The organism is Chryseobacterium formosum (genome assembly GCF_026460885.1).
Taxonomy (GTDB): domain Bacteria; phylum Bacteroidota; class Bacteroidia; order Flavobacteriales; family Weeksellaceae; genus Chryseobacterium; species Chryseobacterium formosus.
This window is the reverse complement of the sequence record NZ_JAOVZW010000015.1, coordinates 166,961-190,678: the sequence shown is the minus strand read 5'-3', so window position 1 is coordinate 190,678 and position 23,718 is coordinate 166,961. Positions and strand designations below refer to the sequence as shown.

General features: G+C 33.1%; 27 protein-coding genes. 10 read left to right on the top strand and 17 right to left on the bottom strand.

Annotation, left to right across the window (positions count from 1 at the left end; translation table 11 throughout):
• Positions 1-84 precede the first annotated feature (84 nt).
• The gene (locus OF897_RS13320) at positions 85-693 is read right to left on the bottom strand and encodes a Crp/Fnr family transcriptional regulator (protein ID WP_267266176.1); all 609 of its coding nucleotides are present in this window, start codon (positions 691-693) and stop codon (positions 85-87) included.
• 87 nt (positions 694-780) lie between these two features.
• Between OF897_RS13320 and OF897_RS13315 the strand changes: the two genes are divergently transcribed.
• From OF897_RS13315 to pdeM, 4 genes are all read left to right on the top strand, one after another.
• A complete protein-coding gene (locus tag OF897_RS13315; protein ID WP_267266175.1) occupies positions 781-1,806 on the top strand; it encodes a ligase-associated DNA damage response exonuclease in 1,026 nt (341 codons plus the stop codon).
• Positions 1,803-3,383 carry an ATP-dependent DNA ligase gene (locus OF897_RS13310; RefSeq protein ID WP_267266174.1) on the top strand — a complete coding sequence of 527 codons (1,581 nt, stop codon included), beginning with the start codon at positions 1,803-1,805 and terminating at the stop codon, positions 3,381-3,383. Before OF897_RS13315 ends, OF897_RS13310 begins: the two co-directional genes overlap by 4 nt.
• Before the next feature lie 204 nt (positions 3,384-3,587).
• Positions 3,588-5,987 carry a ligase-associated DNA damage response DEXH box helicase gene (locus tag OF897_RS13305; RefSeq protein WP_407648327.1) on the top strand — a complete coding sequence of 800 codons (2,400 nt, stop codon included), beginning with the start codon at positions 3,588-3,590 and terminating at the stop codon, positions 5,985-5,987.
• A 5-nt stretch (positions 5,988-5,992) separates the two neighbouring features.
• Positions 5,993-6,637, top strand: a complete 645-nt coding sequence (pdeM, locus tag OF897_RS13300) for a ligase-associated DNA damage response endonuclease PdeM (RefSeq protein ID WP_267266172.1) — start codon at positions 5,993-5,995, stop codon at positions 6,635-6,637.
• Between the two features lie 5 nt (positions 6,638-6,642).
• Here the strand turns inward: pdeM and OF897_RS13295 are convergent, their stop codons facing one another.
• Complete coding sequence (locus OF897_RS13295; RefSeq protein WP_267266171.1) at positions 6,643-6,996, bottom strand: helix-turn-helix domain-containing protein; 354 nt, start codon at positions 6,994-6,996, stop codon at positions 6,643-6,645.
• A 450-nt stretch (positions 6,997-7,446) separates the two neighbouring features.
• Here OF897_RS13295 and OF897_RS13290 point away from each other — a divergent pair, with 450 nt between their 5' ends.
• Positions 7,447-8,040, top strand: a complete 594-nt coding sequence (locus OF897_RS13290; RefSeq protein WP_267266170.1) for a Crp/Fnr family transcriptional regulator — start codon at positions 7,447-7,449, stop codon at positions 8,038-8,040.
• A gap of 66 nt (positions 8,041-8,106) precedes the next feature.
• Here the strand turns inward: OF897_RS13290 and OF897_RS13285 are convergent, their stop codons facing one another.
• The 4 genes from OF897_RS13285 to OF897_RS13270 all read right to left on the bottom strand — a co-directional run bounded on the left by OF897_RS13285 (position 8,107) and on the right by OF897_RS13270 (position 10,610).
• Positions 8,107-8,607 carry a CinA family protein gene (locus OF897_RS13285; protein WP_267266169.1) on the bottom strand — a complete coding sequence of 167 codons (501 nt, stop codon included), beginning with the start codon at positions 8,605-8,607 and terminating at the stop codon, positions 8,107-8,109.
• A 295-nt stretch (positions 8,608-8,902) separates the two neighbouring features.
• On the bottom strand, positions 8,903-9,517 hold the full coding sequence (locus tag OF897_RS13280) for a Crp/Fnr family transcriptional regulator (protein ID WP_267266168.1): 615 nt from the start codon (positions 9,515-9,517) through the stop codon (positions 8,903-8,905).
• 17 nt (positions 9,518-9,534) lie between these two features.
• Positions 9,535-10,131, bottom strand: coding sequence for a Crp/Fnr family transcriptional regulator (locus OF897_RS13275; protein ID WP_267266167.1), 597 nt, complete (start codon positions 10,129-10,131; stop codon positions 9,535-9,537).
• A 272-nt stretch (positions 10,132-10,403) separates the two neighbouring features.
• Positions 10,404-10,610, bottom strand: a complete 207-nt coding sequence (locus OF897_RS13270; RefSeq protein ID WP_267266166.1) for a hypothetical protein — start codon at positions 10,608-10,610, stop codon at positions 10,404-10,406.
• A 271-nt stretch (positions 10,611-10,881) separates the two neighbouring features.
• Here OF897_RS13270 and OF897_RS13265 point away from each other — a divergent pair, with 271 nt between their 5' ends.
• Together OF897_RS13265 and OF897_RS13260 are read left to right on the top strand one after the other, a co-directional pair.
• The gene (locus OF897_RS13265) at positions 10,882-11,388 is read left to right on the top strand and encodes a pyridoxamine 5'-phosphate oxidase family protein (protein ID WP_267266165.1); all 507 of its coding nucleotides are present in this window, start codon (positions 10,882-10,884) and stop codon (positions 11,386-11,388) included.
• A gap of 47 nt (positions 11,389-11,435) precedes the next feature.
• Positions 11,436-11,786, top strand: a complete 351-nt coding sequence (locus OF897_RS13260) for a hypothetical protein (protein ID WP_267266164.1) — start codon at positions 11,436-11,438, stop codon at positions 11,784-11,786.
• A 39-nt stretch (positions 11,787-11,825) separates the two neighbouring features.
• Here the strand turns inward: OF897_RS13260 and OF897_RS13255 are convergent, their stop codons facing one another.
• The 5 genes from OF897_RS13255 to OF897_RS13235 all read right to left on the bottom strand — a co-directional run bounded on the left by OF897_RS13255 (position 11,826) and on the right by OF897_RS13235 (position 15,080).
• Entirely contained in the window at positions 11,826-12,419 is a 594-nt protein-coding gene (locus OF897_RS13255; RefSeq protein WP_267266163.1) for a Crp/Fnr family transcriptional regulator, read from the bottom strand.
• Positions 12,416-12,796 carry a bacillithiol system redox-active protein YtxJ gene (ytxJ, locus tag OF897_RS13250; RefSeq protein ID WP_267266162.1) on the bottom strand — a complete coding sequence of 127 codons (381 nt, stop codon included), beginning with the start codon at positions 12,794-12,796 and terminating at the stop codon, positions 12,416-12,418. Before ytxJ ends, OF897_RS13255 begins: the two co-directional genes overlap by 4 nt.
• Positions 12,793-13,254 (bottom strand): hypothetical protein, encoded by a 462-nt coding sequence (locus OF897_RS13245; RefSeq protein WP_267266161.1) that lies wholly within the window; start codon positions 13,252-13,254, stop codon positions 12,793-12,795. Before OF897_RS13245 ends, ytxJ begins: the two co-directional genes overlap by 4 nt.
• Positions 13,255-13,265: 11 nt before the next feature.
• A complete protein-coding gene (locus OF897_RS13240) occupies positions 13,266-13,859 on the bottom strand; it encodes a hypothetical protein (RefSeq protein ID WP_267266160.1) in 594 nt (197 codons plus the stop codon).
• Between the two features lie 78 nt (positions 13,860-13,937).
• A complete protein-coding gene (locus OF897_RS13235; RefSeq protein WP_267266159.1) occupies positions 13,938-15,080 on the bottom strand; it encodes a DEAD/DEAH box helicase in 1,143 nt (380 codons plus the stop codon).
• Positions 15,081-15,434: 354 nt separating this feature from the next.
• Here OF897_RS13235 and pncA point away from each other — a divergent pair, with 354 nt between their 5' ends.
• Positions 15,435-16,040, top strand: coding sequence for a bifunctional nicotinamidase/pyrazinamidase (gene pncA, locus OF897_RS13230; protein ID WP_267266158.1), 606 nt, complete (start codon positions 15,435-15,437; stop codon positions 16,038-16,040).
• Between the two features lie 256 nt (positions 16,041-16,296).
• Here the strand turns inward: pncA and OF897_RS13225 are convergent, their stop codons facing one another.
• Complete coding sequence (locus tag OF897_RS13225; protein WP_267266157.1) at positions 16,297-17,442, bottom strand: pseudouridine synthase; 1,146 nt, start codon at positions 17,440-17,442, stop codon at positions 16,297-16,299.
• 100 nt (positions 17,443-17,542) lie between these two features.
• On the opposite strand from OF897_RS13225, the gene aroB reads away from it, so the two are divergent.
• Positions 17,543-18,589, top strand: a complete 1,047-nt coding sequence (aroB, locus tag OF897_RS13220; protein WP_267266156.1) for a 3-dehydroquinate synthase — start codon at positions 17,543-17,545, stop codon at positions 18,587-18,589.
• Positions 18,590-18,840: 251 nt separating this feature from the next.
• Positions 18,841-19,533: a porin family protein gene (locus OF897_RS13215; protein ID WP_267266155.1), complete on the top strand. Its 693-nt coding sequence runs from the start codon at positions 18,841-18,843 to the stop codon at positions 19,531-19,533.
• Between the two features lie 78 nt (positions 19,534-19,611).
• On the opposite strand, the gene purF is transcribed toward OF897_RS13215, so the two are convergent.
• The 5 genes from purF to OF897_RS13190 form a co-directional block, all read right to left on the bottom strand.
• Positions 19,612-21,111, bottom strand: coding sequence for an amidophosphoribosyltransferase (gene purF, locus OF897_RS13210; protein ID WP_267266154.1), 1,500 nt, complete (start codon positions 21,109-21,111; stop codon positions 19,612-19,614).
• A 64-nt stretch (positions 21,112-21,175) separates the two neighbouring features.
• Positions 21,176-21,535 carry a four helix bundle protein gene (locus OF897_RS13205; protein WP_267266153.1) on the bottom strand — a complete coding sequence of 120 codons (360 nt, stop codon included), beginning with the start codon at positions 21,533-21,535 and terminating at the stop codon, positions 21,176-21,178.
• Between the two features lie 36 nt (positions 21,536-21,571).
• On the bottom strand, positions 21,572-22,294 hold the full coding sequence (gene purC, locus OF897_RS13200) for a phosphoribosylaminoimidazolesuccinocarboxamide synthase (protein ID WP_267266152.1): 723 nt from the start codon (positions 22,292-22,294) through the stop codon (positions 21,572-21,574).
• A gap of 68 nt (positions 22,295-22,362) precedes the next feature.
• The gene (locus tag OF897_RS13195) at positions 22,363-23,058 is read right to left on the bottom strand and encodes a DUF3307 domain-containing protein (RefSeq protein WP_267266151.1); all 696 of its coding nucleotides are present in this window, start codon (positions 23,056-23,058) and stop codon (positions 22,363-22,365) included.
• A 1-nt stretch (position 23,059) separates the two neighbouring features.
• Positions 23,060-23,665 (bottom strand): SatD family protein, encoded by a 606-nt coding sequence (locus OF897_RS13190; RefSeq protein WP_267266150.1) that lies wholly within the window; start codon positions 23,663-23,665, stop codon positions 23,060-23,062.
• Positions 23,666-23,718 lie beyond the last annotated feature (53 nt).

Below are 23,718 nucleotides of genomic sequence, written 5' to 3'. Positions count from 1 at the left end.
TTTGTTTTAAAATTATAATGCAAATTTCCATCAGAAAGAAGGCTTTTTCCAATGAACTGAATTAAGAAATAGTCTTAATCTAGATTAAGATTTTTCTTTAAGAAGTTTTGCTTTTAGCTTACTTAAAAACTCTGGCGTAATTCCCAAAAACGAGGCGATTTGGGTTTGTGGTAGTCGATTGGAAAGATGAGAATACGTTTCCAAAAAAGAAAGATAACGTTCTTCGGCAGTCGAACTGATATTTTGAAGCAGACGATTTTGAAGTGTGACAAAACTATTTTCAATTAATACCCTGAAAATTCTGTCAAATTTCGGAGCCGAAGTATAAAGTTTGATTAAATTTTCATAACTGATTTGAAGAACCATCGTATCTTCCAGCGCATCAATGCACAATTCTGAAGGTTTTTTCTGATGAAAGCTTCCGATATCAATCATCCACCAGTTTTCTGAAGCAAATTGAAGAATATGCGTATTTCCTTTTTCATCAATTTTATACATTCTCAAACAACCACGAACCACAAAATTAAATTGGTTGCAAACATCATTTTCCTGCAAAACAAACTGTCTTTTTCTGTAAAGTCTCGATTTGAAAAGTTCTGTCACAAGTTGAGTTTCCTCAGCATTCAAAGGAATCGTTTTATTGAAATAATTAAGTAAAGGTTCCGTGGAAGCTTGAAGCAGGTTTTCTTTCATCGAAAAAATTTTACAAAAACAAATTTAAGGTAAGTTTTAACAATTGGTTAGCTTTTTGAATAGTAAATTCTAAACCAAACACCCATTTTGAAACTCATCACATTCACAAACAAAGGCATCTATTGTCCGCAAGGAAAATTTTACATTGACCCGTGGCGACCTGTCGATTTGGCGGTCATTACGCACGGTCACGCAGACCACGCTCGCTGGGGAATGAAAAAATACCTTTGTCATCATTTCACAAAACCGATTTTAAAGAAAAGAATTGATGAAGATATCGAGTGCCAGACTTTGCAATATGGCGAAGTTCTCAATATCAACGGTGTCAAACTTTCGCTTCATCCTGCAGGTCACATTATCGGTTCGGCGCAGATTCGGTTGGAATATAAAGGTTATGTAAGTGTAGTTTCCGGAGATTATAAAGTTCAGGATGATGGCTTGAGCACACCTTTTGAATTGGTAAAGTGCAACGAATTTGTCACAGAAAGTACGTTCGGGCTTCCTATTTACAATTGGCTCGAAGTTCCTGATTTAAATAAAAGACTTCAGAATTGGGTTTTAAGAAATCAGGAAAATCAAAAAACTTCTATTTTTATTGGTTATTCTTTGGGTAAAGCTCAACGGATTATGAAAGCTGTTGAAGGTATGGGAAAAATCCACGTCCACTACTCGATTGGAAAATTGAATAAGGCCTTTGAAGAGGTTGGAATTGTACTTCCCGATTATGAAGTTCCCGATTTCAGGGAAAACATCAAACACGTTGCGGGAGATATTGTTATCGTTCCGCCGGCTTTGGTGGATAGTAATGTGATTAAGAAAATTCCTGATGCGGCGACAGCCATTTGTTCAGGTTGGATGCAGGTTCGTGGTGCAAGAAGATGGCGAAGTATGGACGCTGGTTTCCCGATGAGCGACCACGCAGACTGGAAAGGTTTGCTGGAAGCTGTGAAAGCGACGGAAGCAGAAATTGTTCACGTTACTCACGGACAAACCGAAGTTTTTTCGAAATACTTAAACGAAATCGGAATTAAATCTGATGTCGTGGAAACACTTTACGGATATGATGATGAAGAGGTAACTGAAAAAGAAACCATCGAAAATTCTGACGTATGAAAAATTTCGCAGAACTCATCAACGCCCTCGAAAGCACCAATAAAACCAATGCTAAAATCGATGCAATCATTGATTATCTGGAACGAGCGCCGGATGATGACAAACTTTGGTTTATCGCTTTATTTACAGGCAAAAGACCAAAGCGTAACGTGAACACCAATTATATGAAAGAATGGGCGTTGGAAATTACACAATTGCCTTTTTGGTTGTTTCAGGAGAGTTATTCTTCCGTGGGAGATTTGGGCGAAACGTTGTCATTGATTCTTCCGCCACCAACAGAAAAAATCGAGAAATCTTTGTCTGAATGGATGAATGAAATCGTCGGTTTAAAAAATAAATCAGATGCGGAAAAGAAAGAATTCGTTCTGAATTCCTGGAACGGTTTGGATTACACAGAACGATTGATTTTCAATAAATTATTGGGTGGAAGTTTCAGAATCGGAGTTTCAGATAAAACTTTGATTAATGCGTTGACAAAATTTTCCGGACAGGAAGCGAGTACGCTGATGCACAGTTTGATGGGAAAATGGCAACCTGACGAAGTTTCATTTAAAGAACTGATTTCTGCCGAAAATATCAATCCTGATAATTCAAAACCCTACCCTTTTTGTCTGGCTTATGCGCTCGAAAAAGATTTGGAAGAACTCGGAACACCCGATGAATGGCTGATTGAATACAAATGGGACGGAATTCGTGGACAAATCATCCGAAGAAATGATGAAGTTTTCATCTGGTCTCGTGGAGAAGAATTGGTTACCGAACAATTTCCCGAAATCAAAGAAGTTGTTCAGAATATGAAAGGAAATTTTGTCATTGACGGAGAAATACTTGCGGTAAAAGAAGGTAATGTTTTAAATTTTAACGAATTACAGAAACGATTGAACCGCAAAACCTTAACAAAAAAAATGCTCGCAGAAATTCCGATTGAAGTTTTTGCATATGATATTTTGGAACTGGAAGGAACAGATTTACGGGAAAAACCAATTTCTGCAAGAAGAGCGATGCTGGAAGAATTGTTGCTGAATGAAGCACCAGAAAACATTAAAATTTCTCAGGCCATTGATTTTGAAGACTGGAGTAAATTAGATTTAATTAGAGAAAATTCCAGAGAAATCAACAGTGAAGGTCTGATGCTGAAGCAGAAAAACTCTCACTATCATTCAGGACGAAAAAAAGGCGATTGGTGGAAATGGAAAATCAATCCGTTGACAATTGATGCCGTTCTGATTTACGCTCAAAAAGGAAGCGGACGACGGAGCGCTTATTACACCGATTACAGTTTTGCTGTGAAAAGTGGCGATAAATTAGTTACTATTGCAAAAGCCTATTCCGGATTGACCGACAAAGAAATAATGGAAGTGAGCAAATTTGTGAATAAAAATGCAATTGAAAAATTCGGTCCAGTCCGAACTGTAAAACCTGAATTGGTTTTCGAAATTGCCTTTGAAGGAATTGGTTTCAGCAACCGACACAAAAGTGGTGTTGCACTGCGTTTTCCGAGGATTTTGAGATGGCGGAAAGATAAAACGGTGAATGAGATTGATGATATTGAAGAGATAAAAAAATTGATACAGTAAAATTTAACCACAAAAGTCACAAAAGTTTTCTAAAGATTTATTGATTTAAAATTAAAGTCCATAAAAGATGATACATACAACTTTTTTGAGCTTTTGAATAACTTAAGCAACCACTAAAATATTTTGTGACTTTTGTGGTTTTAAAAAAAAGATAATTTGACAACATTTGAAAATACCGACGGCTACAAAATCATTCAAAACTGGATGAGCGATAAAGGTATTTCACCATTCAAATTTCAGGTTCAGACTTGGCAGAAATTTGGGAATGGCTACAGCGGAATGGTTGTCGCACCGACCGGATTTGGGAAAACGTATTCCGTTTTTTTAGCTTTAATTTCAGACTTTCTGAATCATCCAGACCAGTACAAAAAAGGACTGAAAATGATTTGGATTACACCACTCCGTTCACTTTCCAAAGATATCGCCAAAGCAATGCAGGAGGCGATTGACGAGATTGGTCTGGATTGGGCAGTCGGTGTGAGAAATGGCGATACCGACCCGAAAGTCCGTCAGCAACAGGTCAAAAATATGCCTGAAATTCTTGTGGCAACTCCAGAAAGTTTACACTTGCTTATTGGACAAAAAAATCATCAGCGTTTCTTTAAGGATTTGCAATGTATCGTTATTGATGAATGGCACGAATTGTTGGGTTCAAAACGTGGCGTTTTGGTTGAACTTGGAATTTCCCAGCTCAGAAAATATGTTCCGAAAATGAAGATTTGGGGAATCTCGGCAACGATTGGAAATCTGGATGAAGCGATGGAAGTCTTGATTCCTTACAACATCAAAAAAACAAAAATCACAGCCAAAGAAAAAAAGAAAATCGATATCCTTTCGGTTTTTCCGGATGAAGTGGAAATTTTGCCTTGGGCAGGACATCTCGGACAAAAATTGGCAGATAAAGTCGTACCAATTATTCTTGAATCAAAATCTACAATTGTTTTTACAAATACCAGAAGCCAAAGTGAAATGTGGTATCAGCTTTTGCTCAACGCCTACCCAGATTTTGCCGGACAAATCGCCATTCATCACAGTTCTATTGATGCGCATCTGAGAATTTGGATTGAAGAAAATTTAAGCAATGGAAAACTAAAAGCAGTTGTTTCAACCTCATCTTTAGATTTAGGAATTGATTTTAAACCTGTAGACACTGTTATTCAAATTGGTTCTGCGAAAGGTGTTGCGAGATTTTTACAACGTGCAGGCCGAAGCGGTCACTCCCCTTTTGAAACTTCGAAAATCTATTGCGTTCCGACGCATTCTTTAGAATTAATCGAGGTTTCGGCCTTGAAGGAAGCCGTCAAACAAAATGTGATTGAGCCTCGTGAACCACAGGTTTTGTGCTTCGATGTTTTGGTTCAGTTTCTGATGACTTTGGCGATTGGCGACGGATTTTATCCCGATGAAACTTACGAAAGAATCAAACAGATTTATACGTTTCAGGAAATAAGGGATGAAGAATGGAAAGCTATTATTGATTTTCTTACAATTGGCGGAAGTGCGTTAAAAAACTATGAAGAATACCATAAAGTGGTTGTGATGGAAGATGGTTTGCACAAAGTCACTTCACGCAGGATTGCGATGCTTCACCGGATGAATATGGGTGCAATCGTAAGCGATGCGATGCTGAAAGTAAAATTCATATCCGGCGGTTACATCGGAATGGTTGAGGAATATTTTATTTCGAAATTAAAGAAAGAAGAAAAATTCATCTTGGCGGGTCGGGTTTTGGAAGTTGCAATGGTAAAAGATATGACAGTCTATGTCCGATTGTCAAAGGGAAAAGCTTTGGCACCGAGTTATTTGGGCGGAAGATTACCTTTGAGTTCAAACTTGGGGCATTTTCTCAGAGAAAAACTTTCCGGAGCATTAAATCCGAAAGCTTCTGAAAAAGAACTGAAGTTCCTTCATCCACTTTTGGTGAACCAGGAAGAGCGTTCGCATATTCCGAAAGAAGATGAATTTTTGGTTGAATTAATTAAAAATCGAGAAGGTTATCATCTGTTTATGTATCCTTTTGAAGGTCGATTGGTTCACGAAGTTATGGCTGCGTTGATTGCTTACCGAATCTCAAAACTCTCTCCTATTTCATTTTCGATGGCGATGAATGATTATGGTTTTGAGTTGTTCAGTGACAAAGAGATTCCTTTGAATGAAGAAAATTTAGACAAAATTTTAACGAGAGAAAATCTGATAACCGATGTGATTTCCAGTATAAATGCTGCGGAAATGGCTCGAAGAAAATTCAGAGATATTGCAGTGATTTCGGGAATGGTAGTTCAGAATTTTCCGGGACAGCAACGTTCTAATAAATCGCTTCAAAGCTCAGCAGGTTTGATTTTTAAAGTTCTGGAAGATTACGACCCCAATCATTTTCTTGTGAGACAGGCTTATACGGAAGTTTTCAATATGCAATTACAGGAACAAAGATTGATGGAAGCGTTCAAAAGAATTGAAAAATCGAAAATTATTCTGAAGTTTGAGAATGCTTTTACACCGTTGAGTTTCCCGATAAAAGTGGATAGTTTACGACAGACTTTGACGAGTGAGAATCTGGATGCGAGAATTCAGAAGTTGATTATACAAGCTAAGAAATTGAGATAACTAGAATGAAAATAGTAACAAAAAATACAACGATTCAAGACGAAATTTTCACTTTAACCAATCAGCGAGCATTGTTTTGGAAAAAAGAAAAAGCATTAATCTTATCGGATTTGCATATCGGAAAAACGGCTCATTTTCGAAAAAACGGAATTGCGTTGGCGAACCAAATTATGAAAAATGATTTAGAGCGATTATCTATTCTGATTGAATATTTTCAGCCGGAAAAATTCATTGTTGTTGGAGACTTACTTCATGCAGGAGATAATTCTGATGTGGATGAATTCTGTACTTGGAGAAATCAATATCCTGATTTAGAGTTTTGTCTAATTGAAGGAAATCACGACAGAATTTCAAAAAAATTAGAATCAAAATTATGCTTGAATTATAAATCAAAATCTTTAGAAATTGATGATTTTGTTTTAGTCCACGATTTTGAAAAAGAGCAAATGAAATTTCAGATTACTGGTCATATTCATCCAGGATTTGTTATTAATTCTGTGGTTAAAAAAATAAAACTGCCTTGTTTTGTGGTTTCGGAAAATCAATTGTTGCTTCCTGCTTTCAGTGAGTTTACAGGATTAGATACAAAAAATCTTCCAAAAGGCGGAAGATTCTATGTTTTTACGGATGCTGAGATTTATGAGATTTGATTTTTTTAAATTTGATCAAACCATTTGTAAATATCGGTATCAGACGAAATATTGAGTTTTTTTCTGAGCCTGTTTTTTCTGTTTTGAATTGCTTTTGGAGTCACAAAAGTATAAGTTGCGACTTCTTTAGTACTCAATCTCAACTTGAGATAGATACAAAAAATAATTTCAGAATTTTGTAGGTTTGCGTTAATTACCGCAAGTTTGTCAAAAAACTTAGGATATGCAGATTTAAATTTACTCAACAATCGTGGCGAATTTTCTTTCGCAAGTCTAATGATTTCTTCGTCCGCTGCAATTTTTGCTTTGTAATTTTCTGCGTTTAGGTCTTGTACGTTTTCGTTGTTTTTATTCATCATATAGCAGAATTTTTCTCTATCATTATTAAAGTTTTGATTTTAAAACTAAAATTTGATTAACATTCTTATAATCAGTTATTTATTCTTTTAAAATTGTAAGTGTTTTCTTATAATTAATTCACTTTAATCAGATTTGTGAGGCTGATTTTTCCTCTCAAATTGCTGCATTCAAATGTATCAGAATTTTTAGTTTTCTTTTTATGATTCTAATCAACAAGACAAGATTTCTTGATTTTTGCTTTTTAAAATTAATCCAAACATCGATTTTTGATTAAAATTTTTATTTTCAATGAAAAAATCATGCTTTAGTACTGAATGTGGTATCTGTGTGGTATGTGAATAATTCACTTTTGTATAAATTTACTTTTTCTTTACAGTTCTAAACAATACAGCATCATTACGTTTTAGAGTATATTGATGAAAAATTTTATTTTATTTAATCCCTATAATATGATAAATGAAGATTTATTATTTTCTTTTGGTGCAGATTTAAAAACTTACGATCCCGAAGACATTATTTTTTCTGAAGGAGAAATGCCAAGTTATTTTTTTCTGATTTCCAGAGGTAAAGTAAAATTGAATAACTATAATGAAGGCGGAAAAGAATTTATTCAGGGAATACTTTTACAAGGTCAAAGCATTGCCGTATCTACCCTTTTTACAGAGAAATCCTATCCTATTAATGCGGTTGCGATTGAAGAAACTGAAGTGGTAAGACTTCCAAAAGCTAATTATTTTGAAATTTTAAAAAAGCAACCGGAACATTATTCAGATATTATCAACTCTCTTTCGGAGCATATGCACTATAAATTTCTGATGATGCAAAGTATGGCTTTTCAAAATCCTTCTCAAAAACTTTTAACGTTGATGGATTATATTAAATCTCACCATCATGATCAGTCTCAATATGCACTGCAAATTCAGTTAACAAGGCAACAATTGGCTTCTCTTACGGGATTAAGCGTTGAAACTGTAATCCGTGTAATAAAAAATATGGAGAAAGAAGGCGTTTTAAAAATACAAAACAGAAAGATTTTTTATTAAAATTCTATGAATTCTAGGTGGTTTGGTTTAGGCACTATTTTTAATAATAATCTTTCTGTTTATGTCTTATTTCAGTATTAAAAGTTTATTGATTTCACTTTTAAAACAGCCTAAAATAAATTCAGTATAATATTCCTGAGCTCCTAGAGCCTGTGTTTTTGGGTGAAGTTCTAATTTTTTAGATAAAATAATTTCACCTTTGTAAGCAAAAGAATAATAAGAATAAATCTTGTAAGTCGAATTTCTGATTGGATTTGCATAACCAGTAACGGCAATCGACCAATCGGTTTCAAATAATTTGGCAACATTCAGCGCCATTGTTTCTGAAATACTCTCGGAAACGCAATCGCAGAGATCTGCTTCATTTTCATCGACGTTTAGAAGTTTAACTTTTTGAGCTAAAGTATAGGCTGTAATTCCGCCTTTGTAGAACATTCCTGCATTTGGCATTTGCGAAAAAGCTAATTGGAAAAGTCCGGAAGTAACACTTTCAGCGATAGAAATAGTTTCGTTTGTAGTGATTAATGCTTCGCTGATGTAATTGAGTAAATTTTGTTGAAATTCCATGATATAGTGATGTGTATTTGGTAAAGTGTTTATGTAATTTATTGCTTACAATAAAAATTGAATAACGATTATCTATTCCTCAACAAAGAGATAATCTGATAAAGTATAATATTCAAATGAATACATGAAATTGAATCAACTGTGTTTAAAGATCTCTGCTTCGGATTTTTGTAATTTAGGTTTCATATTAATTGTTATTTGGTGAAAGGATATGTTATTTGCAGGTAATTTTACAAGAATCTTACTCAAATATAATAATCAAAACAATTATCAGATTATGATTTGAGTCACAATTTTAATAACAAATCTTACGCTCGTGAATTTTAAGAATTTCTTCTTTTTCCATTTTCTTAATGGTACGAATGATAGTTTCTACACGCAATCCTGTAAGATCTGCAATTTGCTGTCTTGTGAGTTTTACATTAAATGAATGACTATCACCGCAATCTGAATAACTTTTAAGATAATCAAAAAGCCCGGTAATTCTCGCAGCCGGATTATGTGATGCCATATTTTGAATCATAATCATCTTAAAATAAAGTCTGTGCGAAAGACAAGCATTCATTTCCATTGAAACCTGAGGATGTTCTTTAATTAAGTTGATAAAATTCTTTCTGGGTAGACGAATAACCGTCGTAGGTTTTAGAGCAATAGCATTTACAGGATATCTTTTATCAATAAAAAGCAGCGGATCGCCAAAACTCTGCCCGTTTCCTAAAATATTGTGGATAAACTCCTTCCCTTCTTCATTGTAATTATTCACTTTTACAGAACCGTCCATAATTTGAAAATAATAAGAAGGTGAGTCTCCTTCGCGGAAAATAGATTCTTTTTCTTTGTAAGTTTTAATTTCGGCACTGTAAGATTTCAGCAATTGCTCATCAATCTTCATGCAACTAATCGTTTTCATGGTATAGTATTTTAAGTTTAATACAAAATTTTACCATTTTCGATCAACAATTTGCCGTCTCTTTCCATCTTTTTTAATGCTCTGATTACAGTTTCTACACAAAGCCCGGTAAGATTTGCCATTTGCTGTCTCGTTAATGGGATCTGAAAGGTGAATCTCTTTTCCACACACCCAAAACTTCTCATGTAATCCATAAGAGTTTTTAGTTTCACCGTAGGACTTTGTGTACACATATTTTGTGCCATAATTTGTTTGAAATATAGTTTTTCTGAAAGTGATTTATTCATTTCAAAACAAATCTTAGGATTTTCTTTTAAAAGATCTAAAAATTTTTCTTTTGTAAGGCTTAAAATTTCGCATGAATTCAATGCAACGGCATTCATAGGATACGATCGATTAATAAAAAGTAGAGATTCGCCAATACAATCTCCTTTTTCTAAAAGATGCTGAATGCTTTCTTTTCCGGACTCGTCATAATTGTTCATTTTTACATTTCCATAAACAATCTGGAAATAATGATTGGCTGATTCTCCCGCTGTAAAGATATTTTCAGATGAAGTATAATTTTTTGTAACCGCACCTGCATTTTCCAGGATTTTGTGACTGATTACCATAGTTTCACAATGTTTTTAATGAATTGTGATGGCAATCCTCACAAAAGATATTAGTAAATATTAGGTGGCAACAATGTTTACAGTAACGGAGAACTCGTTGAAATAAAGAGTGTCAAAACTTAGATATTTTACTGAATTTCAGTATTTATATTTTAAATAGTAGAATTATCTACACTTTTAATGGTGTAAATTTGAAAGTTTAAATTATAATGAATCATTTAAACTTAGTACAAATCGGATGATAAAAATAAATATTTACAAACTGCAAATATTTATTTTCTTGTTGTAGACGTTGAATCTTTTGGCATTGAAGAACTGTCTGTAATCGTAGAAACAGACATTGTATCTTGAGGAACAGTTGCCGAAGTCATTGTATCTGCGGATAAAGAATCTGAGGTATTGGTCTGTATTTGTGTTTCTTTTTTAGAACAACTCAGGACAAGAATTCCCAAAGCTAAGATTAGCGCTGATTTTTTCATAGTATTTATTTTTCTGTGGTTTGGTTTAAATTAAATTCTCAGTAATTTGATTTTCAAATAATTACTTTTACTTACTAAACAAATGTACTGTTTAATGGTGATAAAAATTATGATTGCAATCATAATAGTTTCTTAAAACTATAAGATTCAAGTGAATAATGATTATTTTAAATGTTTTTCACATAAAATTAATATTTTTTTTAGCATATATATATTTTGGTTAGGTTTTTGAAGTCTCAAAATAATACAAACAATTACAAATTATTATATTATGTCAACAGAAAACTTAAGTCATTTAGAAGCCGTAAAAAAAATTAAAGAACTTACAGAAAAAGCAAAATTCTGTATGTTTTGTACCAATCTAGAAACTTTACCAATCAATACCCGACCAATGGGATTGCAAGAAACCGACGACAGCGGAAATCTTTGGTTTATTAGCAGCGATACAAGCAACAAAAATTTCGAAATAAAAGATGACAAAAGAGTGCAGCTTTTATTTATGAATAATTCAGATTCAGAATATATTTCTATATTTGGAGAAGCTTCTATTTATAAAGACCGTTCAACTATTGAAGAAAAATGGTCTGCCATGGCAAATGCATGGTTTGATGGAAAGGATGACCCGAATGTTTCAATCATTCGAGTAGAGCCGAAAGACACTTATTATTGGGATACAAAAGCCGGAAAACTGGTAAGCCTGATAAGTTTTGTAGCTGCAGCCGTTACAGGAAATAAAACCGACAATTCTGACGGTGTTGAAGGTAATGCTACAATATAAATTTTAAATAACCATTCCTTATTATAAAACTTTAAAACTAAAAGATCATGATATTCGAAGATGACCCGCACGCTGTTGTTCATGAGACGAATAATAAGTCGGTAAGCAATTTTGCAATAATTACACAGGTAATTCAGTTTAATGGAGATAAATCTTTTATTCTCAATTCTCTGCAGAAAATTAAAAACAGCACGATTTGCGAAATTAAAAGGAAATTAATTGATACTTTTATAACAGAATATACGGTAAATTTCACCGGATATGTTGAAAATGACAGTTATCAGCTGCATGCAGATGGTTATCAATTATCGCCTTCTTATGCGAAACAATCTTACGAAAAAGTTTTAAGGGAACAGGAATATCTTAACAGAATAATCACCACACTAAACAACGATTAGTTGTTTGGTGCGGTGATTTTAATTTGATCTAAAAGTTGATTATTTATCGGTAACAAAATTCTTTTTTGCCAATTCTTTTCTTACACGGCTCAAACTTTCAGGTGTAATTCCTAAGTAAGATGCAATCATCCATTGTGGAACTCTCAGCAATAAATCAGGATACATTTTAATGAACTTCAAATAACGTTCTTCTGCAGTTTCTCCTAACAAAGAATTTATTCTGTCTTGTAAACTTTTTACATGTTTCTGAATAATCAAATCATTTTTTTCAATCGTATTTGGGAATTCTTCCAAAAGCTTGCTGAAAAAATCTGGCTGCAAAAACAAAACTTCAGAATCTTCCACCGCCTCAATATAGTATTTCGATTTTTCATGAAAATAGAGACTGCTTCGGTCTCCAATCAGCCAATTTTCCGGAGCGAACTGTATAACGTGTTCTTTCCCGTTTTTATCGATGGAATACATTCTTAATAATCCCTTTTCAACAAAAAAAGTATTTCGGCAAACTTCGCCTTCCTGTAAAAGCATTTCGTGTTTTCCAACTTTTTTTAATTCATATTGAATGCTGCATAGATTTACTTTTTCAGCAGGAACTTCAAAAACTTTTGCTAAATAGTTATTTATATTACTCATAGAATTTGGCTTAAAGAAATATCCTGATGTGATGCGTTGTTGATGGCTTTCCCATTTTCTATGACAATCAATTGCGGACTTTCGTGACGGATGTCAAAATCTGCAGCAATTTTATTGGAGATTGGTCTCAATGCCAAAAGATCAAGAAAATAAAAACTTACATTTTGATCTTCAGAATTTTCAATTTCTTTTTCAAAATTTTTCAAAACCGTTTTACTGATAAAGCAACTTGTAGAATGTTTGAAAATTGCTACTTTATTTTCATAAGATTCTTTGATTGCTTTTTCTAAATCTTCCTCAGATTTTATTGTTTTCCAGAAAGATTTTGTTTCTCCCTGTTCCTGTTTTCCGCCAAATATTTTATCTAAAAAACTCATACATTAAATTGTTTTAAGTGGTGATCAAGATGTTTATACTCCATAAATCCCCAATCTTTTTCTTTCATTTCACCAAAAAGCTCATGTTTGGTTGGTAAATGATGGTTTTTGAAAGCCAATTCATATTCGTCTAACCTTTGTAAAAGATTATTTTTGGCTTCCTCAAAGTTACATTCAAAATTAACGATAACTTTTCTAAAAGTAGGCATATTTCGGGGAATTCCGTTATTGAAAATTTGCATTTCTCTTTTTACGAAAATCCCGATAGATTTAAAAACAATATTGGTTGGTGGAAGAATGATTTTTTTCAAAGCAATTTGCAGAATTAAATCGCAGTGTACCAACATTTGAGAAACGTTCATACTCCCCCATTTTCTCTCTGAGTTTTCAGAAAGTTGAGCAATTCTCTGCTTTATTTCGTTAAAATCATTTTGATTGTGAAGACTTTTGTACTGCAATTTTTTTAGTTTTAATTCATCGCACTCTTCGCTATTAAGCTAATTAAAGAAGAAACCAAAACAGCATTTTCATCTTTTAAAAAGTACAGCATTTTATTTTTATATTGATCTTCTTTAGAATAAATCATAAAATAATGATTATACTTTTTTATCGCTAAATCTGAATACGATATTTCTTTCTTATCAAATTGTATGCAAGTATCTTTGAAAAGTATTCCGCCAAGATTAAACTCTTCATTATTATTGTATCGACGGATGTATTGATTTAAAATATCATCAAAATAACAGTTCCATAATTCATCAACAATATCACAGAAGAGTTGATGTTTTTTATCTAATTTTATTCTGTAAAACAGTTTAAAATTAATTTTTAATTCTTTGCCTGAATTAGTTTTAATAAAAATCTGATATTCTCTGCCTACATAAAATTCAAAACCTCTAATGAAATGAATTCCGTAGCGGATTCCTGCAATTTCATTTTTAGGAATTGTGGTGAACAAATCTTCAATATGATCTTTATTTTCGAACTTTAAAAATTCTTCATCAATAATGAGTTGACGTTTCCTTGTATCAAACAATCCTCTTACGATGGTAAATTCTTTCATAAATTTAGATTTGTCGGAGAATTATATCTGATATAATATTTAATTTGAATGATAAATCTGCTTAATTAGTGAGAGAAATTAATAACCGTGCAATTCAATTCCTTCTGTTCTCTGCAAAGTCACTTTCTTTCCCATTTTCTTTTGAATCACTCGGAAATGTTGCAATTCATCATCCGTTAAAATGTTAATTGCTGTTCCTTTTTCACCAGCACGACCAGTTCTACCAATTCTGTGAATGTAATCTAATGGCGAACGAGGCAATTCGTAATTGATTACACAAGGTAAATCATCGATATGAATTCCACGACCAATCAAATCAGTTGCAACCAAAATCTGAGCACCGTTTACTTTAAATTCTTCAAGATTATTTCTACGGGCACCTTGTGATTTCTGACTGTGAATAGCAACGGCTTTTATTTTATTTTTCTTCAGTTTTTCAACTAAATTATCTGCAGATCTTGTTGACGAAACAAAAATCAATGCTTTTTCAACTTTCTTTTCTTTAATTAAATATCTTAAAAACGGACCTTTATTTTCAGGAGAAACATGATAGGCCAATTGCTCGATATTATCAATTTCAACTTCCTCTTTTTTAATTTCAATAATTGTTGGATTAATTGATAAACGTTCTTTCATTTCAGAAACTTTATCATTTAAAGTCGCTGAAAATAAAGTGGTCTGCTTTGCAACAGGCATCATGGCGAAAAGTTTATTCATTTCTTCACCGAATCCAAGCTGGAACATTTTATCTGCTTCATCAATCACTAAATGCTGAATTCCGGAAATACTTAATGCATTGTGATCAATCAAATCCAATAAACGACCGGGAGTTGCAATAAGAACTTCCACGCCATACATTCCTTTCATTTGTGGATTAATAGAAACTCCGCCATAAACTGCCATTGTACGTATTTCACGCTTCAGATTATCAGTAAAAGCTTTAAATACCTCATCAATCTGAATCGCCAATTCTCGTGTAGGAACCAATATCAAAACCTGAATATTACGGTCTTTTTTAACCTCTGCATTTTGTAGTTTTTCTAAAATAGGCATTACAAAGCAAGCGGTTTTTCCGGAACCAGTCTCTGCAATTCCCATCAAATCCTTTCCTTGCAAAATAACAGGAACAGCCTGCTCCTGAATTGGAAAAGGTTTTAGATAACCCAATTTATTAACAGAACGAATAATATTGTGTGATAATCCTAACGATTCAAATGACATAAAAAACTTATTTTGCACAAAGATACGCTATTGAGATTTTGTTTCTATACTTTATTGTTAATCGCAAAGGCGCAAAAGTCTTTGAACTCATATTATACTTAAGACGCAAGGATTTTATCGAAGATAAAATTTATTAAACCTAAACTTTTGCCGAAAATCTTTGATTTTCTTGCATCTTAAAAACAGTATCAAAATTTGAAATTTTTGCGCCTTTGCGATTAACAACATATTTAAATCCATCAAACGTTTATTGAAAATATTAAACTAAATGCCGTTTTGTCCGATATTTTTTTTTTGGACAAATTTTTGAGGAATAATTTTTATAAATTTATCAAATAAACGAGACAGCTATATATGAAAAAAGCATTAATAATCGTCGATGTACAGAATGATTTTTGTGAAGGTGGAGCTCTTGCAGTTCCGGGTGCGAATGAGATAATTCCGTACATCAATCTTCTGATGGAAGAAAATGACTATGACCAAATTGTTCTTACCCAAGATTGGCATCCCGCAAATCACAAAAGTTTTGCAAGTAATAACGGAAGAAAAGTTGGCGAAAGTATTATTTTAAATGGTGTTCCGCAGTTTATGTGGCCAGATCATTGTGTTGAAGGAACTTTTGGGGCAGAATTTCATAAAGATTTGAATCGTGATAAAGTAACACACATCGTTCAAAAAGGAAAAAATACTGAGATCGACGCATACAGTGGTTTTCAGGATAACAATCATTTCATGAAGACTGGTTTGGATGATTTCTTAAAATATCACGAAATTCAATTGGTAGAAATCGTTGGTTTAGCATTGGATTACTGTGTGAAATTTACCTGTACTGATGCCGTTGCAAATGGTTATATTACGTGTCTTCACTTCAACGGAACTCGTGCTGTCAACGTAAAACCTGAAAATGGGAAAGACGCAATTTATGAAATGATCCAGAAAGGTGTGACGGTTTTGGGATAGTTTTTAGTACAAACAAATAGCACTAATTTTTTCATAAGTTATACAAATTTCAATCTTACGAATTATATTCATTTTGTCATTCTGAATGGAACAAAGTGAAATGAAGAATCTCTTCAATAAACAATGATAGATTCTTCCTTCGTCAGAATGACAAACTTTGAAAATAAAAAAAGACGTTGAATTTTTTCAACGTCATTTTTATATTAAATTTAAGACGAATTAAATTTATAATTCATCATTCAAAACTTATAATTTTTTAAAGCATTTTCAAGTTGTTCACTTCCTGTTCTGTAAGAATTCTCCAGTGACCTCTTTTGATATTTTTCTTTGTTAATCCTGCAAACATTACTCTGTCCAGTGCTTCAACTTCGTATCCTAATCTTTGGAAAATTCTTCTGATTACACGATTCCAGCCGATATGAATTTCAATTCCTACTTCATTTCTAGGTTTTCCTTCGATGAAAGAAATAGCATCTACCATCGCAACCCCTTCATCCAAACGAATTCCTTCAACAATAAGTTTTAGGTCTTCATTTGTCAGTTTTTTATCTAAAGTAACATGATAAATCTTTTTAGCATCAAAAGAAGGATGCGTTAATTTTTTCGTCATGTGACCATCGTTTGTCAATAAAATAACTCCGGTTGTAGAACGATCTAACCTTCCGACAGGGAAAACTCTGTAAGGAGAAGCATTTGCAACCAAATCCATTACAGTTTTTCTTGCTTTGTCATCTTTTGTAGTAGAAATATAACCTTTAGGCTTATTTAAAAGTACATAAACCGGTTTTTCTGGAGTAATATTTTGTCCGTCGAAAACTACTTTATCAGATTTCTGAACCTGATACCCCATTTCAGTTACCACTTTCCCATTTACTTCTACCAAACCTTGGGTAATAAGTTCGTCAGCTTCTCTTCTGCTGCAAATTCCTGAGTTGGCAATATATTTATTAAGACGAATCGTGTCCTTATGAACGTCTTTTTCAATCTTACTTAATCTTCTCTTCTGTACAAAAGATTTGGTTTTATCTTCTTTGTCTTCTGTTGTTCCGGGTCTTCTTCCGTATTTTAGGCTGCCTCTTTCGTATTTATCTCTTGTATCAAAACTACCGGGTCTGCTTCCACCTCTACTTGGAGCTGATTTGCTGAAAGGTTTTCTCTCTTCACCTTGAGTTGTGATAAAAGGCTCTTGTTCAGTTTTTCCAAACTTTTTGTCCATTCTAGCCTGATAACTGTTGTCACCACTTCTTTTGGAGTCTGAATTTCTTTCTCCTGCTTTAGGAAAAGGTTTTTTGAAAGGTTTTGATCCTGAATTTCCTGATCTTGAAGCACGAGATTCATCAGAACTATTTCTTGTTGAACTTCTTGGTTTCTTTGGTCTTCCTGAATTATTGTCTCTGCTCATGCTAAATATTTGTGCAAAGATAGTAATTTAATAACGAGTTAAAAATTAAGAATCATAACTTTGTAGCGTAGTAGACCTTTAAATATTAAAAAATCATACGATGATTACCATATTAGACGAAAGTTTTTCGCAACTCAATCAATTCATGACCGAAAAATCATTCAGCAAAGTTTTTATTTTGGTGGATGAAAACACACATGAATATTGTCTCCCGTTACTTTTAGGAAATTTAGAAACCGATCTTGCGTTTGAAATTCTTGAAATTGAGGCAGGTGAAGAAATGAAAAATATTCAGACAGCCAACCAACTTTGGGAAATTCTGACGGAAATGCAGGCTGACCGAAAAGCTTTAATCATCAATCTTGGAGGTGGAGTTATTACAGACATGGGTGGTTTTGTAGCGTCAACCTATAAAAGAGGAATTCAGTTTATCAATATCCCAACTACTCTACTTTCCATGTGTGATGCTTCAATTGGTGGAAAAACAGGAATTGATTTGATGCACTATAAAAATATGGTGGGAACTTTTTCTTTTCCCGAACAAATCTATGTTTATCCAAGATTTTTAGATACACTTCCTGCTAAAGAAGTAAAAAGTGGTTTCGCTGAAATGTTAAAACACGGTTTAATTGCTGATAAAAAACATTGGGAAGATTTGATTCAGTTGCAGCATTTAGATCCTGTTGGAATTGAACCGTTCATTCCGCAATCAATGGAAATTAAACAGGAAGTTGTGAATGCTGATTTCCACGAAAAAAATGTAAGAAAAACTTTGAATTTCGGTCATACAATCGGTCATGCAATTGAAAGCTTGTGTCTTCAAAGTGAAAATCCTATTCTTCATGGTGAAGCGGTTGCTTTGGGAATGATTTGCGAAAGCCATCTTTCTTATCTTGAAGGTTTGATTTCTAAAGAAGATTCAGATTTAATTATAGAAAATATTCAGATATATTTCTCTTTTATTGATTTGGGTGACTTTAAAGATGAAGATATTTTCAGTTTATTATTAAATGATAAGAAAAACTCAGACGCAAAAATCAATTTTTCATTGCTTTCGGGAATTGGTTCTTGTGTATTTGACCATCAATGTTCAACAGAAAACATTCAAAAATCAATTAATTTCTATAAAAAACTGAGCGAATTTTAATTTTTAAACTAAAGTTTTAGATAATATATTTACTAAATTACTATTTGAAGCATATTAATTATTTTAATCATAATTTATTTATTTTCAATTAATTATAATAATAACCATTTACTATTGTGAATGGTTATTATTTGTTTTCTATCTTAATTATTTTTTTGGCAAGCAATTTGAAAGATACGACTCGTCAAACTGAAAAAGTTTGGTAGTAAAATTTAAAATTAGAATTAGTAAAATATTAAAAAATTTAAGTTATGAAAAAGTTAATCTTAGGAATTGCAGTATTGTCAACTTCATTGGCATTTGCTCAGACGACACCAACTTCTACATCATCTTCATCTCCAGTAAGATTTGGTCTTAAAGCGGGAATGAACGTAGCTTCTTTATCTAAAGATGCAGGTTTGGAAGATCAAAAATCTAAAATTGGTTTTAATGCAGGTGTATTTGCAAATATTCCAATTGCAGAATCTTTTAGCATTCAGCCAGAGGTTTTATACAACCAGTTAGGAGCAAAAGTTGAAAGCAGAGACGAATTTACGGTTCTTGGTACAACAACAAGAAATGTACAGTCTTATTCTACAAATTTAGATTACATCTCAGTACCGGTAATGTTCCAGTATAATTTTGTACCTAATTTCTATATAGAAGCAGGTCCCGAATTTGGATTTATGGTTTCAGCAAAAAACAAAGGAGACAGAACCACAACTGTAACAAATGCCTCAGGAACTAGTACTTCTACAGCAAGCTACACAGATGATATCAATAAAGATAACCTAAATACTTTTAACTTTGGTGTAGGTATTGGTGCAGGTTATTATTTTACAGATAATATTGGTTTAACTGCAAGATATACAGCAGGTGTAACTGATGTTGCGAAAGACAGACCAAGTGGATCTGATGCTACTAGAAATAACAACTTCCAGGTTGGTTTAGCATTCAAATTCTAATCAGAAACAATCTTAATTTCAATAAAAAATGTCAGACTTAGAAATAAGTCTGACATTTTAATATTAAATCATTTATTCTTAACTAAATAATTCTATTTCCTCACCTTTTGCAACAGGATATTCTTCTGTGAAACATCCAAAACAATGATTGGAAGAACCTAAAATTTCTTTTAAATTATCTGTACTCAAGAATTCTAAAGAATCAACGCCTAAATAATCTCTCAACTCTTCAGTTGACATATTTGCTGAAATTAAATCATCTTTCGATGGCGTATCAATTCCTAAATAACAAGGCGCAATAATTGGTGGAGAAACACTTCTGAAGTGAATTTCTTTCACACCAGCTTCTTTTAAGATTTTTACCAATCTTTTTGAAGTTGTTCCACGAACGATTGAATCATCAATAATTACAACTCTTTTTCCTTTAATCTCAGAAATAATAGGGTTTAGTTTTAAGTTAACTACTCTTTCTCTCATTTCCTGAGTCGGTACGATGAAACTTCTTCCGATGTATCTGTTTTTAATCAAAACCGGACGGAAAGGTATTCCCGAAGCCTTAGAAAAACCAATCGCAGCAGGAACTCCCGAATCAGGAACTCCAATCACTAAATCAGCTTCTACAGGAGCCTGTTCCCAGATTTTTTCACCAGATTTTTCTCTGATTTCGTAAACATTGATGTTTTCTAAAGATGAGTCAGGTCTTGCAAAATAAATGTACTCAAAAGAACAAATTCTCTGCTTTCCTCTTGCTTCATCTGCCATGTAAGAATTAAGTTTACCTGGTTCGTTTTCGTTGGTGTAAACGATTTCTCCCGGTAAAATATCACGAACATATTGAGCTCCGACGGCATCTAAAGCCACAGATTCAGAGGCGACAACGTAAGAGTTTTCACTAGTAGCTCCTAAAACCAAAGGTCTGATTCCGTTGAAATCTCTGAATGCAAAGAACTTATTTCTCGTCATTCCGACAACTGAATATGCACCTTCTATTTTTTCCATGGTCGCTTTAATCGCTCCACGAAGACCTAAATCAAGATTTTTTTGAATTAATCTTAAAATAACCTCAGAATCCGAAGTTGCTCTGAAAACTACGCCTTCAGCTTCCAATTCAGTTTTTAATTCTCTCGCATTAGTAAGGTTACCGTTGTGAGCAATAGAAAGTATAATCTGGTCATATTCGTTTTTGGCGAAAAATGGCTGAAAATTATATTTCTTTTTGTCTCCTGCAGTCGTATAACGAGTGTGACCGATTGCAGAATTTCCCATAAAAGTTTCAGGATCTTGGATCTCTTTATAAACATCCAAAACCAAACCTTCATCTTTCATATTGGTGATTTTTCCGTCTTTAAGAACAGAAATACCACAAGCTTCCTGACCTCTGTGCTGTAGCGCAAAAAGCCCGAACTGTGAAAGAGAAAACGTGTCGAGATCGTTGTCAGAATACATTCCGAAGATACCACACTCCTCATTGGGAGCATCCAGTCTTTCTTCTTCCTGCGTTCTGAAAAGATTTCTACCGTAGGTTTGAGTTTCAAACTGTTTTAAATATTCACTTTTATGAATGTCTAAACTTTTCATTTCTATTTTTTCTAAATTAGAAGTTAGATATTAGATGTTAGAAATTAGTCTAAGTTAACTTCAATTATAATTTTAAACTTGTCTTTAATGAATAAATCATTTTCTGTATCTCAGTCAAAAGTTCTTTTAAAGGAACTATTTTGATTTCGGAAATAAAATTTAAATCAATCAATAATTGTAGCTGTGTTTGCAACTCATAAGTTGAGCCAAACGCAATTCCAAGAAATTGATAAAATTCATTCTTATTATTTCTTCCTGCTCCTTCTGCAATATTTGAAGGTATTGAAACAGCACATCTTCTAATTTGTGATAGTAAACCAAATTTTTCTTCACTTGGTAATTCTGCGGTAACCAAATAAACTTCTTTTACTAAAGCCATTGATTTACTCCAAACTTTAAGATCTTCTATTCGGTGCGATTTCATCTAAATTCTAATATCTAACTTCTAACTTCTAAAAATTTACTTACCAAGTAAATTTTTCAATCGATTGTAAATTTCTACATAAGCTTCAGTAACTTCACCAAGATCTCTTCTGAATCTGTCTTTGTCCAACTTCTTCATTGTGTCTTTGTCCCAAAGTCTGCATGTATCAGGAGAAATTTCGTCAGCCAAGATGATTTCGCCTGCAGAAGTTTTTCCTAATTCGATTTTGAAATCAACCAAGATAATATTCATTTTATCAAAAAGATCGATCAGAATTTCGTTGATTTTTCCTGTTAAAGCATACATTTCGTTAAGTTCTTCATACGTTGCAGCTCCTAAGAAAACAGCGTGGTGATCGTTGATCAAAGGATCTCCTAACTCGTCTTTTTTGTAGCAGATATCGAAGATTGTTACCGGAGATTTAATTCCTTCTTCAACTCCTAATCTTTGAGCCATACTTCCCGCAGAATAGTTTCTTACCACCATTTCCAAAGGAATAATTGATACTTTTGTTACCAATTGCTCTCTTTCGTCTATTTGTTTGATGAAATGAGTTTTGATTCCTTTTTCATTTAAATATTCAAAAATAAGAGTAGTGATGGCATTATTCATTTCACCTTTTAAATCTACTGATCCTCTTTTTTGAGCATTAAATGCAGTTGCGTCGTCTTTGAAACGTACTACAACTTCTTCAGGGTTCTCGGTTGCAAATACTTGTTTTGCTTTACCTTCATACAACATTTCTAGCTTTTGACTCATAATTTTTACTTTTTACTTTAGAAAACTTCCAAACCAAAGTTTTCTGTTATAGTTAGATTTATTACTTTTTATTTAATTAAAATTCCTGTTAAAACAGCAATTCCGAAACTTAATAATGTACCAATTAATACATATTCTGTCAGTTTTCTCTGTTTTGCCTGTGCCAAATCACTGAATCTGAAAACAGATTTTGCCGCCACCATAAATCCTACACCTTCCCAATGATTGACAACGATAAATGTGAAGACTAATAATCGTTCTAAAATTCCGATATATTTTCCTGCACTTGATAAAGATTCTGTTTGCATATTGCCTTCTTCTTCCGTAACCGGAGTCCAAGATGATAATAATATTTTAATGAAAATTGAAGCAGGTGTTGTTAAAAATAAAGCTCCCATTACAATTTTTAAGAAATTCTGATCTTTAAAAAATTCAAAATTAAATTCATTGAAATAAAGAGAAACTCCACCAATTACTGCTACATGAAGAATTTGATCGATGAAAAACCATCTTTTTTTGTTTTGATTGTTCTGAAAAGTCAATTTAGACGCATCAATAATAAAATGAGAAATTCCTACCAAAATAGCAACCCACCAAAGTTTCAGATCCCAAAGAAAAATTAAACTTAAAATGATGTGAATCAGAACATGAATGTACAAATAAGGACTTTTCAGTTTGCGGTTTTCTTTGTCTGCAACCCAAGAATTTGGCTGAAGAATAAAATCTCCGAGTAAATGTGCCAATATGAGTTGAATAAAAATCATCTTATAATTCTGAAATTTTCTTTCTAAAATATTGATTGGTTTCTACGATAAGTTCGTAGTTTGCACGTTTCAGTCTCTGGCTGATTGATGACTGCGAAATTGCAAATTTCTTCGCCAAGTCTTCCTGCGTAGTATCTTGTTTCATAATCATTTCGTGAATGATTTCTGAAGTTGCCATCGTCCAGTTGTCAAAATCTTTTGAAGCCCATTTTAAAAGGATGTTCAAATCTCTGTCAACAGAATCGTTGGAAGTTTTAATAGAAACGGTATGACCATCACTCTTCAAATCATTAAGTAATCTTCCTGAATTGACATATGCCGAGCCGTTGGATTCTGTGATTTTTTCAGACGAAAAGTTTTCCTGGCCAATACCAATTGCCATTCTTACATCTAAATTTTCCTGACTTTTTATTAATGATTTGATAGCTAAGAAACGCCAAAAAACGTCATCGATATTACATTTAAACTGAAATTCGTCACCTCTGTATATTTCCCATGTTTGTGGGGCACTCCCCCAATTTTCTAGGAGATTTTTAAGTTTGGTAATCCAAACTTCTGTGTCTGCATGTTGCGAATTAATAATATCACCAGTGATGACCGCTATCATTTTGCAAATATAATCATTATTACTTATAAATAAAATATATAAGCAAATTTACT

Coding starts and splice junctions, on each gene's coding strand:
- OF897_RS13320 (WP_267266176.1), bottom strand. CDS start 693: ATGAAAGAAAACCTGCTTCAAGCTTCCACGGAACCTTTACTTAATTAT.
- OF897_RS13310 (WP_267266174.1), top strand. CDS start 1,803: ATGAAAAATTTCGCAGAACTCATCAACGCCCTCGAAAGCACCAATAAA.
- OF897_RS13305 (WP_407648327.1), top strand. CDS start 3,588: ATGAGCGATAAAGGTATTTCACCATTCAAATTTCAGGTTCAGACTTGG.
- pdeM (WP_267266172.1), top strand. CDS start 5,993: ATGAAAATAGTAACAAAAAATACAACGATTCAAGACGAAATTTTCACT.
- OF897_RS13295 (WP_267266171.1), bottom strand. CDS start 6,996: ATGATGAATAAAAACAACGAAAACGTACAAGACCTAAACGCAGAAAAT.
- OF897_RS13290 (WP_267266170.1), top strand. CDS start 7,447: ATGATAAATGAAGATTTATTATTTTCTTTTGGTGCAGATTTAAAAACT.
- OF897_RS13285 (WP_267266169.1), bottom strand. CDS start 8,607: ATGGAATTTCAACAAAATTTACTCAATTACATCAGCGAAGCATTAATC.
- OF897_RS13280 (WP_267266168.1), bottom strand. CDS start 9,517: ATGAAAACGATTAGTTGCATGAAGATTGATGAGCAATTGCTGAAATCT.
- OF897_RS13275 (WP_267266167.1), bottom strand. CDS start 10,131: ATGGTAATCAGTCACAAAATCCTGGAAAATGCAGGTGCGGTTACAAAA.
- OF897_RS13270 (WP_267266166.1), bottom strand. CDS start 10,610: ATGAAAAAATCAGCGCTAATCTTAGCTTTGGGAATTCTTGTCCTGAGT.
- OF897_RS13265 (WP_267266165.1), top strand. CDS start 10,882: ATGTCAACAGAAAACTTAAGTCATTTAGAAGCCGTAAAAAAAATTAAA.
- OF897_RS13260 (WP_267266164.1), top strand. CDS start 11,436: ATGATATTCGAAGATGACCCGCACGCTGTTGTTCATGAGACGAATAAT.
- OF897_RS13255 (WP_267266163.1), bottom strand. CDS start 12,419: ATGAGTAATATAAATAACTATTTAGCAAAAGTTTTTGAAGTTCCTGCT.
- ytxJ (WP_267266162.1), bottom strand. CDS start 12,796: ATGAGTTTTTTAGATAAAATATTTGGCGGAAAACAGGAACAGGGAGAA.
- OF897_RS13240 (WP_267266160.1), bottom strand. CDS start 13,859: ATGAAAGAATTTACCATCGTAAGAGGATTGTTTGATACAAGGAAACGT.
- OF897_RS13235 (WP_267266159.1), bottom strand. CDS start 15,080: ATGTCATTTGAATCGTTAGGATTATCACACAATATTATTCGTTCTGTT.
- pncA (WP_267266158.1), top strand. CDS start 15,435: ATGAAAAAAGCATTAATAATCGTCGATGTACAGAATGATTTTTGTGAA.
- OF897_RS13225 (WP_267266157.1), bottom strand. CDS start 17,442: ATGAGCAGAGACAATAATTCAGGAAGACCAAAGAAACCAAGAAGTTCA.
- aroB (WP_267266156.1), top strand. CDS start 17,543: ATGATTACCATATTAGACGAAAGTTTTTCGCAACTCAATCAATTCATG.
- OF897_RS13215 (WP_267266155.1), top strand. CDS start 18,841: ATGAAAAAGTTAATCTTAGGAATTGCAGTATTGTCAACTTCATTGGCA.
- purF (WP_267266154.1), bottom strand. CDS start 21,111: ATGAAAAGTTTAGACATTCATAAAAGTGAATATTTAAAACAGTTTGAA.
- OF897_RS13205 (WP_267266153.1), bottom strand. CDS start 21,535: ATGAAATCGCACCGAATAGAAGATCTTAAAGTTTGGAGTAAATCAATG.
- purC (WP_267266152.1), bottom strand. CDS start 22,294: ATGAGTCAAAAGCTAGAAATGTTGTATGAAGGTAAAGCAAAACAAGTA.
- OF897_RS13195 (WP_267266151.1), bottom strand. CDS start 23,058: ATGATTTTTATTCAACTCATATTGGCACATTTACTCGGAGATTTTATT.
- OF897_RS13190 (WP_267266150.1), bottom strand. CDS start 23,665: ATGATAGCGGTCATCACTGGTGATATTATTAATTCGCAACATGCAGAC.